Source organism: Schwartzia succinivorans DSM 10502, assembly GCF_900129225.1.
GTDB classification, from domain to species: Bacteria; Bacillota; Negativicutes; order Selenomonadales; family Selenomonadaceae; genus Schwartzia; species Schwartzia succinivorans.
The window spans coordinates 294,636-312,737 of the sequence record NZ_FQUG01000003.1; the positions used below are offsets into that span (position 1 = coordinate 294,636).

At 47.5% G+C, this 18,102-nt stretch carries 21 protein-coding genes; all 21 read left to right on the plus strand.

All coding sequences use genetic code 11. The annotated features are described in order from the left end of the window. Nucleotides 1–438 carry a DUF2634 domain-containing protein gene (locus BUA83_RS04400; RefSeq protein WP_072934974.1) on the plus strand — a complete coding sequence of 146 codons (438 nt, stop codon included), beginning with the start codon at nucleotides 1–3 and terminating at the stop codon, nucleotides 436–438. Beyond that, entirely contained in the window at nucleotides 438–1,535 is a 1,098-nt protein-coding gene (locus BUA83_RS04405) for a baseplate J/gp47 family protein (RefSeq protein WP_072934975.1), read from the plus strand. The genes BUA83_RS04400 and BUA83_RS04405 overlap by 1 nt, the downstream gene beginning before the upstream one ends. Continuing rightward, nucleotides 1,525–2,163, plus strand: coding sequence for a putative phage tail protein (locus BUA83_RS04410; RefSeq protein WP_072934976.1), 639 nt, complete (start codon nucleotides 1,525–1,527; stop codon nucleotides 2,161–2,163). The genes BUA83_RS04405 and BUA83_RS04410 overlap by 11 nt, the downstream gene beginning before the upstream one ends. A 1-nt stretch (nucleotide 2,164) precedes the next feature. Next, a complete protein-coding gene (locus tag BUA83_RS04415) occupies nucleotides 2,165–3,367 on the plus strand; it encodes a phage tail-collar fiber domain-containing protein (protein ID WP_072934977.1) in 1,203 nt (400 codons plus the stop codon). Between the two features lie 38 nt (nucleotides 3,368–3,405). Next, the gene (locus tag BUA83_RS04420; protein ID WP_072934978.1) at nucleotides 3,406–3,969 is read left to right on the plus strand and encodes a hypothetical protein; all 564 of its coding nucleotides are present in this window, start codon (nucleotides 3,406–3,408) and stop codon (nucleotides 3,967–3,969) included. Nucleotides 3,970–3,980: 11 nt separating this feature from the next. Continuing rightward, a complete protein-coding gene (locus BUA83_RS04425; RefSeq protein ID WP_072934979.1) occupies nucleotides 3,981–4,394 on the plus strand; it encodes a hypothetical protein in 414 nt (137 codons plus the stop codon). Between the two features lie 2 nt (nucleotides 4,395–4,396). Then, entirely contained in the window at nucleotides 4,397–4,537 is a 141-nt protein-coding gene (locus tag BUA83_RS12635) for a hypothetical protein (protein ID WP_159430475.1), read from the plus strand. A gap of 2 nt (nucleotides 4,538–4,539) precedes the next feature. After that, nucleotides 4,540–4,908: a hypothetical protein gene (locus BUA83_RS04430; RefSeq protein WP_072934980.1), complete on the plus strand. Its 369-nt coding sequence runs from the start codon at nucleotides 4,540–4,542 to the stop codon at nucleotides 4,906–4,908. Then, entirely contained in the window at nucleotides 4,905–5,234 is a 330-nt protein-coding gene (locus BUA83_RS04435; protein WP_072934981.1) for a hypothetical protein, read from the plus strand. The genes BUA83_RS04430 and BUA83_RS04435 overlap by 4 nt, the downstream gene beginning before the upstream one ends. After that, on the plus strand, nucleotides 5,221–5,817 hold the full coding sequence (locus tag BUA83_RS04440; RefSeq protein ID WP_072934982.1) for a hypothetical protein: 597 nt from the start codon (nucleotides 5,221–5,223) through the stop codon (nucleotides 5,815–5,817). The genes BUA83_RS04435 and BUA83_RS04440 overlap by 14 nt, the downstream gene beginning before the upstream one ends. Nucleotides 5,818–5,823: 6 nt before the next feature. Further along, nucleotides 5,824–6,264 carry a hypothetical protein gene (locus tag BUA83_RS04445; RefSeq protein ID WP_072934983.1) on the plus strand — a complete coding sequence of 147 codons (441 nt, stop codon included), beginning with the start codon at nucleotides 5,824–5,826 and terminating at the stop codon, nucleotides 6,262–6,264. A gap of 188 nt (nucleotides 6,265–6,452) precedes the next feature. Continuing rightward, on the plus strand, nucleotides 6,453–6,734 hold the full coding sequence (locus BUA83_RS04450) for a hypothetical protein (RefSeq protein ID WP_072934984.1): 282 nt from the start codon (nucleotides 6,453–6,455) through the stop codon (nucleotides 6,732–6,734). A gap of 16 nt (nucleotides 6,735–6,750) precedes the next feature. Beyond that, a complete protein-coding gene (locus tag BUA83_RS04455; RefSeq protein WP_144340502.1) occupies nucleotides 6,751–7,353 on the plus strand; it encodes a DUF7338 family protein in 603 nt (200 codons plus the stop codon). 183 nt (nucleotides 7,354–7,536) lie between these two features. Beyond that, complete coding sequence (locus BUA83_RS04460; protein ID WP_072934986.1) at nucleotides 7,537–9,606, plus strand: polyribonucleotide nucleotidyltransferase; 2,070 nt, start codon at nucleotides 7,537–7,539, stop codon at nucleotides 9,604–9,606. Between the two features lie 20 nt (nucleotides 9,607–9,626). Next, the gene (locus BUA83_RS04465; RefSeq protein WP_072934987.1) at nucleotides 9,627–10,157 is read left to right on the plus strand and encodes a YbjN domain-containing protein; all 531 of its coding nucleotides are present in this window, start codon (nucleotides 9,627–9,629) and stop codon (nucleotides 10,155–10,157) included. Nucleotides 10,158–10,273: 116 nt separating this feature from the next. Then, nucleotides 10,274–11,527, plus strand: a complete 1,254-nt coding sequence (locus BUA83_RS04470) for an SLC13 family permease (protein WP_200795972.1) — start codon at nucleotides 10,274–10,276, stop codon at nucleotides 11,525–11,527. A gap of 106 nt (nucleotides 11,528–11,633) precedes the next feature. Then, complete coding sequence (gene budA, locus BUA83_RS04475; RefSeq protein WP_094756459.1) at nucleotides 11,634–12,452, plus strand: acetolactate decarboxylase; 819 nt, start codon at nucleotides 11,634–11,636, stop codon at nucleotides 12,450–12,452. Between the two features lie 18 nt (nucleotides 12,453–12,470). Then, nucleotides 12,471–13,307, plus strand: a complete 837-nt coding sequence (locus BUA83_RS04480) for a MetQ/NlpA family ABC transporter substrate-binding protein (protein WP_072934989.1) — start codon at nucleotides 12,471–12,473, stop codon at nucleotides 13,305–13,307. 55 nt (nucleotides 13,308–13,362) lie between these two features. Then, nucleotides 13,363–14,508, plus strand: coding sequence for an amidohydrolase (locus tag BUA83_RS04485; protein ID WP_234988245.1), 1,146 nt, complete (start codon nucleotides 13,363–13,365; stop codon nucleotides 14,506–14,508). A 125-nt stretch (nucleotides 14,509–14,633) separates the two neighbouring features. Further along, entirely contained in the window at nucleotides 14,634–15,749 is a 1,116-nt protein-coding gene (locus BUA83_RS04490) for an HD-GYP domain-containing protein (protein ID WP_072934990.1), read from the plus strand. Nucleotides 15,750–16,080: 331 nt separating this feature from the next. Beyond that, entirely contained in the window at nucleotides 16,081–18,102 is a 2,022-nt protein-coding gene (gene uvrB / locus BUA83_RS04495) for an excinuclease ABC subunit UvrB (protein WP_072934991.1), read from the plus strand.

The window sequence follows — 18,102 nt, forward strand, 5'->3', positions numbered from 1 at the left end:
ATGGCGCTGCTTCCGGACACCAGTCTGACAGATGCAGGGATAACGTACGAAATGGCAGAAATGCAGCCGAATAAGACCTATAAGATGCTGGTCGGGGATGAGCATGTACAGGGTTCGATTTCGGATAAGCTGTCAGCAGTACAGCAGGCCGCGTATAAAATCCTGAATACGGAACGCTATAAGCACGTCATATACAGCTGGAACTATGGCGTTGAACTGCAGGATTTGTTCGGGAAACCTATCCCGTACGTTTTATCGGAGCTTCCGCGCCGCATCCGAGAGGGACTGATGCAGGATGACCGTATCGAGGATGTAACGGATTTTGACATCTCCTATGAGCGGGATAACTCCAAGGGCCGACGGGGAGATGTGGTCGCGAAATTCAAAATCAAGTCGGTCTATGGAGAAATTGAGATGCAGAAAGGGGTGAACGTGTAATGTATGAAAGCCAGACACAGGAAGTTATATTAAAGCGCATGCTGGATAATGTTCCAAGCGACATAGACAAGAGAGAAGGCAGTGTTATCTACGATGCATCTGCGCCGACTTCAATCGAAGTCATGCTGCTATACGCAATGTGTGATTACTTCCTGAAGAACACATTCGGCGACACTGCAGACAGAGAATATCTTATAGAGCGTGCCAAGGAAAGAGGCTTATCTCCTAAGAAAGCGACATATGCTGTTGTTAAGGGAGCATTTACTCCGGAGACACTTAATATTCCTATAGGCTCGAGATTTTCATATGATGCGGTGAATTATGAGGTAACTGAAAAGCTGGAAAACGGCAGCTATCTTTTGAAGTGCGAGACAGCGGGTACTGTAGGTAATTTGCCGGAAGGACGTCTCGTGCCGATTGATTATATCGAAGGACTCCAGACGGCAACGCTTACTGAGGTAACAGTTCCCGGAGAAGACGAGGAAGACACAGAGGTTTTCCGAGCGAGGTACCTGGCAAGTTTTGACAGTCAGGCATACGGCGGCAATATCGCGGACTACAAAGAAAAGGTCAACGCTATTGATGGAGTCGGCGGCGTGAAGGTCTATCCAATATGGAACGGCGGGGGTACGGTCAAGGTCGTATTCATGACCTCCGAGTATGCGCCGCCAGCTGCCGAGTTTATTGAACGTGTGCAGACACTTATTGACCCTGAGACTAACCACGGGGAGGGCGTAGGTATTGCACCTATCGGACATGTAGTCACTGTTGCGGGGGCATCCAATTCGGCAATCAATATCGGACTGCATTTGTCGTTTGCCTCAGGAAGTTTTGAGGATTATCGGGAAGCTATTGAGGCTGTTCTTGATGAATATTTCCTTGAACTCAACAGAAACTGGCAGGAAACACAGACCGCGACAACTGATCAGGTATCCAACACAGGGCTGGTAGTGAGAGTATCGCAGATTGAGACTAGAATCCTCGGTATCAGCGGGATTACGGATGTGGAACATACTACATTGAACGGAATCGAAGAGAACCTCACTCTGGGCGTTGATGAACTGGCCGTGAGAGGAGAGGTGACAAATGGCTCTTGAAATAGAATCCCGTGAGCCACGCATTGAGCGTTATATCCCCGATGTTTTGGCAAACGCAAAAGAGTTTATGACTCTCGGTGCTATTGTAGACCCGGAACTAAAGCTCACATGGCAGGCTCTTATTAAGCAGATGCTGAACACCTTTGTTTACGACCTGGATAAGGACGGCGCATCCAGATGGGAGGATATGCTGCGGCTTTATCCGGGCGCAGGTGATTCACTCAACGTCCGAAAGCAAAGAATATTGGCAAGGATTAACGCGACATTGCCATATACATTCAGAAGCTTCCAGAATATGCTGAACGCTCTGTATGGAGATGAGAAAGTAGTCGAACTGCTTAATGCAGATGAGTATGAACTGTGGCTGGATTTAGCAGCGGAAGTAACATTTAAAAACGCTGAAATACGAAGGCTGGCACGGGTAATTATTCCTGCTAATCTGGATATCAAAATCAGCAATACAAAATCTGTAAATGTGAAACAGTACACAGGCTGCGTATTGTCAGTAACACACAACACAACCATTGAAGCCGAGAAAGAGCCTCATCTTACCGGGGATTATCCGATTGCAGAATATCCTGCCGGAATCATTTACACATGTAAACATATAACGATAGGAGGACAATAAAATGAGCAGTTATCCTAACACCTTGATAACAAACGCAGGGCTTGACTTGATTGCGGAAGCAAATGCACAAGGCGAAGCGCTGATTTTTACAAAAGTAAAGCTGGGCGACGGTTCCTTGCCGGAGGGCCAGAGCATTCAGACCATGACAGCTCTGATTTCGCCAAAACTGGAATCAGAGCTGACCTCCGGCAGCGTAAAGAACGGACAGGCAAAGCTTCGATTCTCTGTTGAAAACAGCGGTCTTGACGAAGGGTTCTTTGCTCGTGAGGTCGGTGTTTTTGCAAAGGTCGGCGAGGAAGGAACAGAAACGCTGTACGCTTACACCAACGGCGGGAACTATGTTGATTATATTCCAAATAAGGATGTTCCGATTGATGCGCAGATTATGGATGTATATATCGTGACCGGCAATGCCGCCACGGTGCAGATTCAGGTTGACAGCGCTGCATATGCCACGGTGCTTGACCTGGAGGAACATAATACCGGAAGCGACTCCCATGCTGACTTACTGCACCTCCGCAAACCGTCTACAGTATATGCCGTAGGTGATATTGCATACTCTCCGCAGCTGCCGTCATGGGCAAGGCTTGAGTGTGTAAAGGCGGGGACAACGGATGGCGGAGATTTGCCGATAACGTCCGTGTCCGCGGGGGGGGTACTCTTATCTGATGGTAGTGTACTGTGGATAATTGACGATGTGCGGGACTGTACGCCCGTTGGTGCGGTGAGAGGTTCACTTTATCTCGCAGCGGGCTACATAATTTCGGACGGTTCTACGGTAGACCGTGCAGATTATCCAAGACTTGTTCGCCTTGCGGACATTAACAACTTGTGGACGAATGACCCGACAAATAACGAAGGCTTGTTTGGCGTAGGTGACGGTTCTACTACGATGGTTCTGCCGAACTGGGTGGACAAATTTGAACAGTATGCAAATACTGCGGGTGCAAGTGTGGAGGCTGGACTGCCGAATATCAAGGGCGCAGCACAATACAACTTTTCCCAGATGGGACGCGGTACAGTTGATACGGACGGAGCTATCAGCGTTTATGACAATCCGAACAATAGAGCCGCGCAAACGGGTTCTGGTTCAGGCTACGCAACAATAGACTTTGATGCGTCCCGCTACAATTCAATCTATTCAGATTCCGTCACTACCGTACAACCTCCCGCAAACAAACTATTACCAATTTTACGATACTAAATCCCTGCTCCTTTCGGGCAGGGTGAAAGGAGCAAAACATGATACAAGCAGGACAATATATAACGGATGGAACGTGCGTATGGATAGTAGATGATATCCGAGATGGAGACAGAGTTGGCGACGTGGTATTTCATTCTGTATTACTTCCTGGTCATATACTTGCAGATGGTGCAGCATTAGCTGATGTAAGCACCGACTATCCTCGGTTATTGAGCTGGGCTAGAGCCAATAACATGATAACCTTGGATTCAACGGATATGGGTAAGTATTACTACGATAGCGAAGCAGATACATTGAGAGTGCCGAAAGCTGATGATGGAAGGTTTATCGAAGGTAGTACAACGGCAGGAACTGCTAAGAACGCAGGATTGCCGAATATCAAGGGGGATTTAGGTAGGCTGGCACAGGGGACAAATGGGGCCTTACCAAATGGAGCTTTTTACACAAACGGTGTAACACCTGTAGGATTTTATAGTGGAAATGATGTACGTGGTTGGACAATGAGTTATTTTGATGCTTCTCGTTCCAATTCAATCTACTCTGATTCAGTAACTACGGTACAGCCGAAAGCGTTAACATCAATCGCACAGATTAAATATTAAGGAGTGAGATTATGGACAAGACAGAAACATTACAAGCGTGGAATTATGACGGAACACCGCGCACACTGACATGGATGAACCGTTCTCCTATTAGCGGGAAATGGCAGATACCCGCAGGCGTGACGACAACGAAACCACCGAAAGCCAAGGCTGGCTATACGCTGACCTTTGATGGCGGGAAATGGACACAGACAAAAGAGGAAACCAAAGAAGAACCGAAACCAGCAGAGCCGACAGCAGAGGAACTAAAAGCGCAGGAACTGGCACAGTTAGACGCAGAATACGAAAGCGCAAAAAAGACTCTTGCCGGATACTACATTGACGCGCTCATTCACGGCGATACAGACCTGATGGAAGAACTCAAAGCAGAAATGCTTTCTCTTGATGAAGAGTACGCAGCCGAACGTGAAGGACTGGAGGGATAATCATGGCAATTAAAATCAAGAAACGGTGCATTTATTGCAGACAGGTACTCCGTGAGAACGGCACATGCCAAAACCCAAATTGTGTGCGGTACACACCGCCGAAGGATGAAACCGAAAAGAACGACAAGGAACAGCAGGCATAATATTGGCGAGCCGCCTATCCGCAAAGGATGGCGGCTTTTCTATTGGGCAGGAGGTAGAAATGGAAACAAGTACAATTCTTACCATTTTAAGCATCATCGGTGGTCTCATCGTAGCAATTAAGGGCGCCTTCGCTTTATTCCAGTTTATAGTCCAAAACATAATTACCCCATTAACATTAAATATCTCAGCATTGCAAGACACGACACGGGAACTCAAGTCACTGCTTGAACGTGTGCGCGGGGATATGCAGTCTCTGGATAAGCGCCTGACTATCGTCGAGCAGTCAGTTAAGTCAGCTCACAAAAGACTGGACCATATCTTCAGCATATGCGATCAGACACATACGACTCCAAGGAGTGACGAGGAATGAAGTCAGTTAAGGGCGTGGTTGTCAATCTGGCCAAGTGGTCGAAAGCGCATGCGTCGGAGCTTATCACGCTGATAGGGCTCCTGATATGTTGCTTCGTGCTTTTCGTGCTTATGTCCTGGGGTGTTGGCTATTACAGCAACGGTCTCTACGGAACGCGCTTCGACCTCGGCTCTGTATGGCAAGGCCTCGGGGCATGCGCTACTGCCATAGGCAGCCTGTTGACACTCGCCGGGGTCAACCTCGGCAAACAGTACATAGACAGTAAATTCAACTCCCCGATGGGGGAGAAGCCTAGAAGGGAAGGTGCAGAGAATGACAAGAGATGAACTCGCAAAGGAGATAGCGAAGGGCCTCATTGAGACGGGAGTCGAAGGGCCCTTCGATGCCGTGTCGTGCAGCACTGCCGGCGACTATCCCTCGATAGGCTGCAGCCAATGGGAGGGCGGCCGCGCCGACACTCTGCTGTCATATATCGACGGCGGGGATAAATTCATCGGAAGGACATACAGTGATATTGAAGTATCAGGAGAGCTTCCCGAGCTTGCGGAGCTTCTCGACTCAGAACAAGGACACGAAGCGCAGATAATAGTTCTTGCCAGTGATGCTATGACCTACGTTGACGCGGTGATGGATGCGGGCCTGACAGATGAGCGCTGCATTATCTACGCAGGTATATGGTGCTCTACATCGCATTACGTCGTGGCAAGGTTTATTTCGCGCCGGGCTGAACGCGGAGAAGACGTCAATAATCTTTGGACACTGGCGGAGCTCTTCGGAGCCGAGTATGCTATCGCAGCGGACTGCGAAGAGTATTCCGAAGGCTACGAAAATCGCGCCTGGAGAACATACGAGCATGTCAGTGAGCTTGATTTGTCCGAGTATGGTGTTCCTGAATATGAGGGGGCGTGATTATGTATGAAAAGAAGCATATCCTTATTGCTTGCATTGTTCTTGCTGTTGTCGCCGTCGGCTGGTATGTGTTCGGAACGTACAGAGACGGTACCGAGAGAGCTCTTGACGAAAGTATTGAACGAATGGGAACAGAGCAACAACGAGCTGCAGAGTCTGTTGGAAGAGCAGAAAGCGGACTTGAACGAAGCCTCGACGGAATTGGAGAACTTGAAGAGTACACTCGAAAAGCAGAGGGAAACGCTCGCAGCATTGAGGAAAGAATTGACAGAATGCAGAAGCGAGCTGACGATGGCACAAAACTCATTGAACGCAGCCAACGCCGAATTGAACACTATCGTAGCTGGTGTGAAGGACATTGAGAGTAAGAAACGACTCGCCGAACGCCAGCGGAACTTCTGGCAGGTCATTGCGGCGGCCCTGGGCATTTTTGCGGCAGTTAAATAAGACTCATTTTATTTATTTTTTGAGTTTATGAAAGTTACCAGCAAGTTAATTCGAACGATTTAAAATAAGCGAAAACCGCGGAATATCAAGGCTTTAGGGGTTCGCTAGATTCAATCGTTTGAATTAACTCGAACGATTAAAAACAAGTTATGAGTTTAACTCATAAAACTCAAACGGAGGTTGATTCCGTGAATAATCTGAAGAAGGAAGAGGCCCGCTGCCGAAAAAGTATCAAGACAAACTGGCGGGGCTTCGTGAAGCTCCGCCATCTCATTGACCTTTATTCTTTCGCTCCTACTCAGGAATGGGAACCTGTCACGCCTCAGGGGAATGAGGTATTCCATGCGGTGCGCTATGGACGGCCCGATTTAGTGATGTGGTGGAATCCTGAGTATAAGCAGATTGAAATGAACAGCATGGGCAGATGCCTCTGGTTCCTGTTCTGCCACTGCAACGACCTTCCATTTTAAGAAAGGACTGATGTATATGATACGATGGCTTATATTATTCCCGTTCGCCTTAATTATTACAGTGCTCGCGTACCCGCTCAATCCGTTCATCGCTCCCTTTGCGGATGACGATGGAGAGCTGCACGGATTTTTGGCCAACTTCCAGACTTGGGATAACTCGCTGAATCCCAGTGATATCACGGATATTTTTCCAGACTGGCTTTCAGATTTTTGGCCGAAGCACTACACAGAAGTTGTTATTCCGCTTCCAGAATATAATCAGAGCCGCTGGGTGACTCCATGCTTCGACCGGGATTTCGGTTTTGTCGACTCCCTGCGCCGGTATGCCTGCCGCGTCCTGTGGCTGACCAGAAACAGCGCCTACGGTTTCATGTTCCATAAGCCGTTCGGTGTGATGTCTCCATCTGCAGACCTGGTCGAGGAAGGTCACTGGACGTATGACCTTCGGAATGGAAAGTGGTTCGGCGTGTTCGCGTATAAAAACTCCGACAAGGTATTCTCCGTCGGCAGGCTGACCGTGTACTGGAATGTTTATGTCGGTTGGAAGCTTGCGACGGATAAAGACCGGCAGAGCATGTATGCGATGCGGCCGCTGTCGTTTAAATTTGAATGGAATTGACCAACGCTTTGACCAACATTTTCAAAAAACCTCCTAAAAAAGCGGGTTTTTTCGCGGATAGGAATGCTGTTTTTCGGCGAAAAGTGTACTGTTTAGCATTTGACGAAACTTAAATATAGACGTAGAATATCTAAGAGTTAAGATTTATACATAAAAGGAAATAGCATAGGAGGAAGACAGAAGATGCAGAGTTTTGAAATGGAAGTGGGCGGACGTTCCTTCGTCATTGAAAACGGAAAAATGGCGAAACAGGCGAACGGTGCCGTGCTCGTACGCTATGGGGATACGGTCGTACTGGTTACGGCAACGGCTTCGAAGGAGCCGCGTGAGGGCGTGGACTTTTTCCCGCTGACGGTTGACTATGAGGAAAAAATGTACGCGGTAGGAAAAATTCCGGGAGGCTTCATCAAAAGAGAAGGCCGTCCGGGCAATTCCGCCATTCTTTGCGCGCGTCTGATTGACCGCCCGATTCGTCCGCTTTTCAATAAGGGCTTCCGCAACGACGTACAGATTGTCGCTACGGTTATGTCCGTTGAGCAGGACAATCCGCCGGAAATCGCGGCTATGATTGGTGCTTCCTGCGCACTCTGTGTTTCGGATATTCCGTTCAACGGACCGATTGCAGGTGTTCGCGTAGGCCGTGTTGACGGTAAGTTTGTTATCAATCCGACGGTTGAGCAGCGCAAGGTTTCGGATTTGAACCTTACCGTTGCAGGCTCACATGATGCTGTCATGATGGTTGAGGCAGGTGCAAATGAGCTTCCTGAGGATGTTGTTCTTGAGGCAATCCTTTTCGGACATAAAGAGATTCAGCGTATTGTTGAGTTCCAGCGTGATATTATGGCTGCCTGCGGAAAAGAAAAGCGCGAAATGAAGCTCTTTGAGATTCCTGAGGCACTTGAAAAGGGAATCCGTGAGTATGCTGCAGAACGTCTTGATAAGGCTGTCCGCAATCCGGACAAGCTCCAGCGCGATGAAGATATTGCTGTTGTTAATGCTGACACAATGGAGCATTTCCTTGTTGAATATCCTGACAATGCGAAGGAAATCGCTCAGGTGCTCCACGATGTTGAAAAAGATATTGTGCGTCACATGATTACGCATGAAAAGATTCGTCCTGATGGACGTGCGCTTGATGAAGTACGTCCGGTAAGCTGTGAAGTAGGAATCCTGCCGCGGGCACACGGTTCCGGATTGTTCACACGCGGTCAGACACAGATTCTTACAGTCACGACACTTGGCTCTCTCAGTGACGAGCAGGTGCTTGACGGACTTGGAACAGAGAAATCGAAACGCTATATTCACCAGTATAATTTCCCCGGATACAGTGTCGGAGAGGCACGTCCAATCCGCAGCCCGGGACGCCGCGAAATCGGACACGGTGCGCTTGCTGAGCGCGCTCTTGTGCCGGTTATTCCGAGCGAAGAGGAGTTCCCGTACACTCTGAGACTTGTTTCCGAGGTCCTTGAGTCCAACGGCTCCAGCTCAATGGGAAGCGTCTGCGGAAGCACTCTGTCCCTGATGCATGCCGGTGTTCCTATCAAGCGTCCTGTTGCAGGCGTAGCAATGGGACTCGTCAAGGAAGGGGACGAGTACACAATCCTCACGGATATCCAGGGCATGGAGGATGCTCTTGGAGATATGGACTTCAAGGTAGCAGGTACGGAAGTCGGTGTCACGGCTATTCAGATGGATATCAAGATAGCAGGTATCACCCGTGAAATTCTTTCCTCAGCGCTTGCACAGGCAAAACGCGGCCGTGAGTTCATCATGGGCAAGATGATGGAATGCATCTCCGAGCCGGCGGCTGACCTTTCACCGTATGCACCGCGTGTCACGACGATGCATATCAAGACAGATAAGATTCGCACTGTCATTGGGCCGGGCGGCAAGATGATTAAGAAGATTGTCGATGAGACAGGAACTCAGATTGATATCGAAGAGGATGGAACGATTCGTATTTCAGCAACGGATCAGGATGCAGCTAAGAAGGCAGTTGCCATCATCGAGGATCTTGTACGTGAGGTCGAGGTCGGTGCTGTTTACAAGGGCAGAGTTACCCGCACGATGACATTTGGCGCTTTTGTTGAAGTTCTTCCGGGCAAGGAAGGTCTTTGCCACATTTCTCAGCTTGCAAAGGAACGTGTCGAAAAAGTAGAGGACGTTGTAAACGTTGGCGATGAGCTTGAGGTCAAGGTAACTGAGATTGACCGTCAGGGACGGGTCAATCTTTCACACAAGGTTCTTCTCTAATACGAAGGGAGCTTTTCAATATGGCCGCAAAAGAAAAGAAAGAAACTGCTAAGAAAGAGAATGTTGAAATTACTGAAAAAGAAGCTGAAGAAATTGCAATGAAGTCAGGCGAAGGCGTTGAAAAAAATGCCAAGGCCATAAAATTTCAGGAATTTCTTGTTGATAACAATATCAACGTTTTCAGCATTGAATCATTGGATGATGAGTATAAGACAGTTATTTTCCGGTCCAGAATTGAAACAAAGGGACAGATTCTGCCGATGGCAATTCTCATTGACACCAGCGTATTCACAATCATTCGTACGCAGGTGGTAACTGGAATTGCAGGAGATAAGCAGGAAAAAATCCGTTCCTACCTCAATGAGTTGAACACTAAATATAAAATCTTCAAATATTATCTGCGCCCGGACGGCATTGTTTATCTTGATGTCTGTCTGCCATTCGTGGATGAAACCTTTGACAGCAAGATGATTCAGCTGATGCTGAGCGTCCTTGTCCAGCATCTGGATGCTGTTTACAGCGAGTTTATGGCTCAGGTTTGGGGAAATTGATAAATTAAAGAAGCTTGAAAAGGCTGCTGACAAAATTGTCAGCGGTCTTTTTTTATGTAATCAATTGTCAGAAAAAGTGGTAAAATACTATTGAGTTCAATAAGGAGATTTTAATGATGTCAATGGAAATCTTTTCTTTACTGCTGCTGCTTGCTGCTATTGCTCTCGGTTTTTTACGGCGCATGAATACCGGACTTTTGTCGATTGCTTTTGCGCTTGTGCTCGGACATGCCGCAGGCATTCCTGACAAGGCTGTGATAGCCGGCTTTAATTCATCTCTTTTTTTGATTTTGCTTGGTGTTACCTATCTTTTTAGTATTGCCCAGTTAAACGGTTCACTGGCGCTTTTGGCGGAAAAGGTTGTTGCGCTGACAGGACGGCGCACGGCTTTGGTTCCTGTAGTAATTTATTTTTTTTCAACGGTGCTTTCGGCTCTTGGACCGGGAACTGTACCTACAATTGCAATAATGATGGTCTTTTCCATGACACTGGCTGCCGAGATGAAGATTTCTCCGGTCATGCTCGCGGCGCTTGTGGTGCTTGGCTCATCCGGAGGTGGAATATCCCCTCTGGCAGCTACCGGGATTATCGCAAAAAATCTGTGCGAGCAGATTGGAATTTTGGATGTTGAGAAAATATTTTTGTTAAACGGTGTGCTTTCGATGACTGTGTATGCAGCGGTGGTTTATATCGTACTGGGAGGATGGAAGCTGCGCTCAGAACACACAATAAGTCTCTCGGAGCTTCCTGCCTTTAACCGAAATCAGAAAATAACGCTGGCAGGCATATCCGTAATGGTTGTGCTGGTTATGTTTTTTCATTTTAATGTCGGTCTGACCAGCTTTTTTGTTGCTGCGGTACTATCATTTTTAAGGGTTGCGGATGAAGCCGAGGCGTTGAAGAAGGTTCCCTGGGGGACACTGCTTCTCATTGGTGGAGTCAGCGTACTGATGAATCTTATCATAAAGCTCGGCGGTATTGAGCTTTTGGCTGAGACGCTTGCATCTATAATGACTCCGTCAACATCCACGGCAATAATGGGTATTACAGCCGGATGCATGTCATGGTGCAGCTCAAGTTCAGGTGTTGTAATGCCGACATTGATTCCGGCAATTCCTGATCTTTTTGCGAAGCTTGGTGGATTTAATGAAATAGAGATGGCGACAGCTGTTTCCATGATTTCTCATTGTGCAGGCATCAGTCCGCTTTCAACCGGAGGTGGTCTTGCGCTGGCAGCATATTCTGCCTCGGCAAAGGTATTCGGTAATGACCTTCAAAAGCTGTTTGTGCAGTTGTTTGCGGTGTCCGCATGCGGAGTATTTTTCTTGTCATTTTTGGCATGGCTTGGGTTATTCCGCTGGCTGCTCTGATAGGACGGACGAACAGGTCTGTTGCAAATTGCGTATTGATTCGTTGATGAATTTTCTGACGAGCAGATAATAGAATTTAGATTTTAATACGTGAGGAGGAAGGAAAATGAATCTGAAAAGAAAATGCGCAGCTGCGCTGATGGCAGGTCTGATGGTATGCGGAACCGCTTATGCGGAAACTGCTGACAGAGAAACGATTCAGCAGGTGGCACTGCTTCAGTCGCTGGCTCAGGGATATTTCGGCGGCACTGTTACCGTTGGACAGCTTCGTGAGCTGGGTGACACCGGTATCGGCACATTCAAAGGGCTTAATGGGGAAATGATTGTGCTGGACGGAGTGGTATATCAGGCGCTGGGAAGCGGTGAGGTTGTCGTCGCCGATGATAAGGAAACAGTACCTTTTTCAAATGTAACCTTCTTTGATAAGGATATAACTCTGCCGCTGACAGGTATTAAGGACAAAACAGCGCTGGAGGCACAGCTGAACCGTGTAGTCAAAGAAAACGGTGAGAACAGCTTTTACATGATAAAGCTGCACACCACATTCCCAAGCATCCTGTTCCGCAGTGAATACGGAAGCAGTGAACCGTATCCTACGCTGGTGGGCGCACTGAAGGAAAAGCAGACTGAATTTACCCATAAGGATATTACAGGAACTATTGTAGGTCTTTACTGCCCGAATTATATGGGCGGTCTTAACTCGACGGGATGGCATTTCCATTTTATTTCAGATGATAAAAAGCACGGAGGTCATGTACTTGAGCTTTCTTTCCAAAACGGTGAGGTGCTCATGGACAAGACTGATGCTTTTTCTATGCTGCTGCCTGATGACAAGCATTTTCAGAGCTTTAATCTGGCAAAGGACATGAAGGAAGATATACGTCAGGCTGAACAGGATAAGCAGCCATTGGCGAATAAAAAATAATCGAAAGAGGGAAAATTAATGAAAAGCTTAGGGAAATTCATGTTGATTGGTGTCTTGGGAATATTGATGCTGGCTTTAGCCGGATGCGGTGGTGATAAAAAAGCCGATGATGCGAAGCCGGACATGTCAAAGCCTGTTATTGTGGGTGTGAATCCGGGACCTCATGCAGTCATCATGGAGAACGTGAAGAAGATTGCCGAGAAAAAGGGACTGAAAATTGAAATCAAAGAGTTCAGCGATTTTGTTACTCCTAATGCCGCATTGGCTGACGGGGAAATCTGGGCAAACTGCTATCAGCATGAACCGTTCCTTAAGGCTACGATGGAGAAGGAGCCGAAATACAAACTGGCAAAGGCCTTCAATACGGCACTGTTCCCAATCAATATTTACTCCAGGAAGCTTAAGCCGGGAGATACGATTCCTGATGGCGCAAAGATTGGAATTCCAAACGATCCTACAAACGGCGGACGAAGCCTGCTTCTGCTTGCGGCAAACAACCTGATTAAAGTGAAAAATCCGAAGGATATCACTACTACGGTTCAGGATATTACCGAGAATCCACACAATTATCAAATCGTAGAGATGGAAGCGGCGGCTATACCGCGCAGTCTGGATGATTTGACCTGTGCAGCCATTAATACGACGTATGCTCTGAATGCCGGCCTGAATCCCGCAACGGATCCTATCCTCAAGGAAACAAATGATTCTCTGTATGTGAATATTGTAGCTGTCCGTGAAAAGGATTTGAATGATCCTCGGCTGAAGGTGTTCCAGGAAGCATATCAATCCAAGGAAAATGCTGAATTTATAAAAAAGAATTTCCCGGGTTCTGTATATCTGGGCTGGAATGAATAAAATCCGATAAGCTTCACTGCCCCCTGTGAAAACAGGGGGCAGTGAAGTATAGAAATTGAAAGGACAGGATAACATAGTGGATATAAGGAAAAAAATCGATGTGTTTTGGCCGTATCTGCATGCAAATCCCGAGCCTGCTTTCCGTGAAATAAAGACATCTGCTTACGCAGCAGAGGTTTTACGCAAGGCAGGTTATGAGGTACAGGAAAATGTAGGAGGAACTACCGGCGTCGTAGGCATATTGGACAGCGGACGTCCGGGGCCCGTGGCAGCAGTTCGCAGCGACATGGACTGTCTGCTGTTTAAGCAGGATGACGGTACGGAAAAAGCTGTACACGCCTGTGGTCACGACGGGCATATGACAACCGTACTCGCAGTGGCGGAATGGCTCGGAGAGGAAGGTATTCCCTGCGGTAAGGTGAAAATCCTGTTCCAGCCTGCAGAGGAAATCGGAAAAGGTGCTCTTGCCATGATAGATTCAGGGGCAGTTGATGATGTTGATTATTTGTTTGGTCTTCACGTTATGCCGGAGGATATGGCACGCACAGGGGAAATTATCCCTCAAATCAGCTGGACTGCCTGTACCTTGATTGAAGCGGAGATTCGGGGCAGAGCGGCACACGGTTCACAGCCGCATAAGGGGGTAAATGCGATTGACGCCGGTGCGGCTGTAGTAAATGCGGTAAACGCGCTGCATTCAAATCCTCTTTTGGGCGGTAATGTAAAAACTACCCGTTTTCAGGGTGGAAGCGGTTCATTAAATGCAATCTGTGACAAGGTAAATTTGGGTTTTGACCTTCGCAGCACGTCCAATGAAGAAATGCTTATGCTCCGGCAGAAGGTTCATGACATTATTGTAAATACAGCCAGTGTGTACGGAGCTGAAGCGGACAGCCGTATTGTGGGAACCTGCCCTGCTGCTGAGGCCGACACGGAGCTGCTTCCTTTGGTACAGGAGGCAATTACTGATGTTCTTGGGCAGAAGGCATTGCTTCCGGTCAAGGCAATTACAGTCGGAGAGGATTTTAATTTTTACAAACAGGAGCGCCCGCGGTTAAAAACTGTTGACATGGGTGTGGGCTGCAATCTGACTCCCTGTCTTCATGATCCTGAAATGACTTATGACCGCTATGCGCTTGAGGGAGCAGTGAAGGTTTTTCACGAGCTGGTGATGCGTGTGTTAAAAGAATCAAATGCGTAAAGAGCGGAAAGATAATTGCGTTGGAAATAAGTGGCAAAACATGAACGAAGGCGTTATAATTATCTCGTGCGAAAATCTTTTTGGGGAATGGAATTATCTTTCGCACATCTGAAGGGGGCAGCAGGATGACGAAGAAATGCACGTTAGCTGAACTGGAACCGGGAATGATTTTGGACAGGACTGTGTTCACTGATAACGGTACGACGCTGATGGATGCCGGTACTGTTCTGACAGAGCACCACATCCGTATACTTGAGTCACGTTTTAGGGATGGATTCCTTTCCTTCTTCGTGCACGGTACTGCTGTGGATGATGAGCTTCAGGCTGCTCTTCAGGGAAATTTGAAGATTGAGCCGGACCATGGAATAATTGATCCGACATATGAAGGTCTCTATAACGAGGTCATGGAGCAGATGCGGCTCCTGTTTGAACAGGGAAGACAGACAGGTATTCTTGATTTGGAAATCATTGGTACTTTTTTGGCAGATAAAAAGCTGGACGACCTTTGCGACGGAGCCCGTGCTGTCGCGCAGATTCATACGATGAAGCGGGAGGGCGATCCTATTCTGCATCATTGCCTGCATGTTGCTGTGCTGGCAGGACTCATGGGGAGATGGCTCCGCTGGCCCAGGGCTGCACGTGAACGCCTTTTGCTTGCAGGTCTCCTTCACGATGTTGGAAAAATCAGGGTGCCGAGAGAGATTTTGTACAAGAAGGGTGCTTTGAACGGGCAGGAAAAGGCCGAAATGGAAAAGCATCCCAAATTTGGTTATGAAATGCTGATAAACAGCGGTCTTAAAAATGAGACGGATATTTTAAGCGGTGTGCTGCAGCATCATGAATTTTTGGACGGATCCGGATATCCTGACAAACTCAAGAGTGATAAGATATATACCTATGGCCGTATCCTGGCTATTCTTGATGCCTATGATACCATGGCAACGGAATATGGAAGTCATCAGCGTTCGCCCTTCGAGATTTTTGATGTCATTTCTTCGGAGCTTATGGCCGGCAGAATGGATGCCGAATACGGTGTCCTGTTTATAAAAAATGTATGCCATGCGCTGGTGGGCACTTGGGTTCGTCTGACAGACGGACAGCGGGCTAAGATTGTTTATATTGACCAAAGCAGAACAAGCGCTCTTCCAATCGTTGAGACCGAGCACGGCGATTTTTGGGATATCGCGACGAAAAAGGATGTAAAAATTTTGGAGATTCTGAGCGGCGATGCTTTGGCGTGATTAGTGAATATTTTTACTGTCTCTATGAAAATAGGGACAGTTTTTTGTTGCAAAATTTTAACTGTATGTTTATCTCTTTGGGCTGCAGTATACCGTTTCCTTTGAAAAAAATAAAAAGAATTGCATGACATGGACAAATTTTGAACAAAGGCGTTATAACTCGGCAAAAGATGCCATCCTTTTCCGTAAGCGGATGTTAAGACAACTAACAGGCAGTGAGCACATAACTCCTGCCTCGTTGAAACGCTGACAGAGGGAGTTTTGCCCTTGGCAAAACCGGAATAAAGGCGTTATAATCTTACTTAAGAAGTTTCGTAAGAAAGGAAAAATCATGTCAAAAGTTCCAAAATTAAATACTATTCAGTTTGGCAAGGCCGTTCCGTTCAGGGTCGAGGCTCCTTTTGAGCCTATGGGAGACCAGCCGAAAGCAATCGAGGACCTGGCTCAGGGAATCCAAAACGGAATGGATTCACAGGTGCTGCTCGGTGCGACAGGCACAGGAAAAACCTTTACAATTGCCAAGCTCATAGAGAAAGTACAGAAGCCTACACTAGTCATTGCCCATAATAAAACGCTCGCGGCACAGCTGGCGAGCGAGTTCAAAGCCTTCTTTCCCAACAATTACGTCGGATATTTTGTAAGCTATTATGATTATTACCAGCCGGAGGCATACATCCCATCTACTGATACATATATCGAAAAGGACGCGTCAATTAATGATGAGATTGATGAGCTGCGTCATTCAGCAACCTGTTCGCTTTTTGAGCGAAGAGACGTTATTGTCGTGGCCAGCGTGTCATGTATTTACGGCCTCGGTTCACCGGAAAGCTATCATGAGATGGTGCTTTCCCTGCACAAGGGACAGACAATAGAACGTGAAGCCATACTGCATAAGCTGGTTGCTATCCAGTATGAGAGAAATGATATCGGTTTTGACCGCGGAAAGTTTCGCGTGCGCGGTGATGTTATAGAAGTTTTCCCGGCAGGTTACAATAACCGCGCGGTAAGAATAGAACTGTTCGGTGATGAGATTGACCGTATTGTGGAATACGATGTGACTTCCGGAGAGGTTTACGGAGAGCGCACTCATTCCATGATTTTCCCTGCATCCCATTATGTAACGTCAAGGGAGGATATGGAGATTGCGATGCAGACGATTCGTGAGGAGCTTGATGAGCAGCTGGAATTTCTGACTGCAAAGGGCAAGCTTCTTGAGGCACAGCGTCTTAAGCAAAGAACGAATTATGACCTTGAAATGATGCAGGAAATGGGCTACTGCTCAGGCATTGAAAATTATTCAAGGCATCTTACGCACAGAAAAGCGGGGGATGCACCGTATACGCTTTTGGATTATTTTCCTGAGGACTTTCTGATTGTTATGGACGAGTCGCATGTAACCATGCCGCAGCTTCGTGCAATGTACGCGGGAGACCGCTCGCGTAAGGAGTCTTTGGTGGATAACGGCTTCCGTCTGCCTTCGGCATTTGATAACAGGCCGCTGACGTTTCAGGAGTTTGAACAGCGTATAAATCAAATAGTGTACATTTCTGCGACGCCTGCGGCTTATGAGATGGAGCGTGCACAGCAGGTTGTACAGCAGATTATTAGACCGACAGGGCTTCTTGACCCGGTAGTCGAGGTGCGTCCGCTGGAGGGACAGATTGATGACCTCCTTGGAGAGATTCAGAAGCGCACTGCTGTTCATGAGCGTGTTCTTATCACTACGCTTACGAAAAAGATGGCAGAGAATCTGACGGATTATTTGAAGGAGGCAGGGGTGAAGGTAAGATATCTTCATTCTGATATCGCTACCATTGAGCGTGCAAAGCTCATACGTGATTTGCGTGCCGGAGTTTTTGATGTACTTGTGGGTATAAATCTTCTGAGAGAGGGCCTTGATATGCCGGAGGTTTCTCTTGTTGCGATTCTGGATGCTGACAAGGAGGGCTTCCTGCGTTCGGATACGTCTCTGATACAGATTATAGGCCGCGCAGCCCGAAACGAACACGGCAGGGTTATTTTGTACGCCGATGTGGAGACGGATTCAATGAAGCGTGCGATGGACGAAACACTTCGCCGCCGTACCGTTCAGGAAGAGTTCAACAGGGAGCATAATATTACGCCGAAAACAGTAGTAAAGCCTGTAAAGGATCTGATTGAAACTACCCTTGTGGCTGAGGATGCTGCTGAGTACAGTACAGGCGAGAAGAAGAAAAAACATAAGATGACGAAGAAGGAAAAGCAGGAGCTGTTAAAGACGCTGACACGTCAGATGAAAGAGGCATCACGGGCCTTGGAGTTTGAAAAGGCGGCAGAGCTTCGCGATATGATATACGAGTTGGAAGGAAAATAA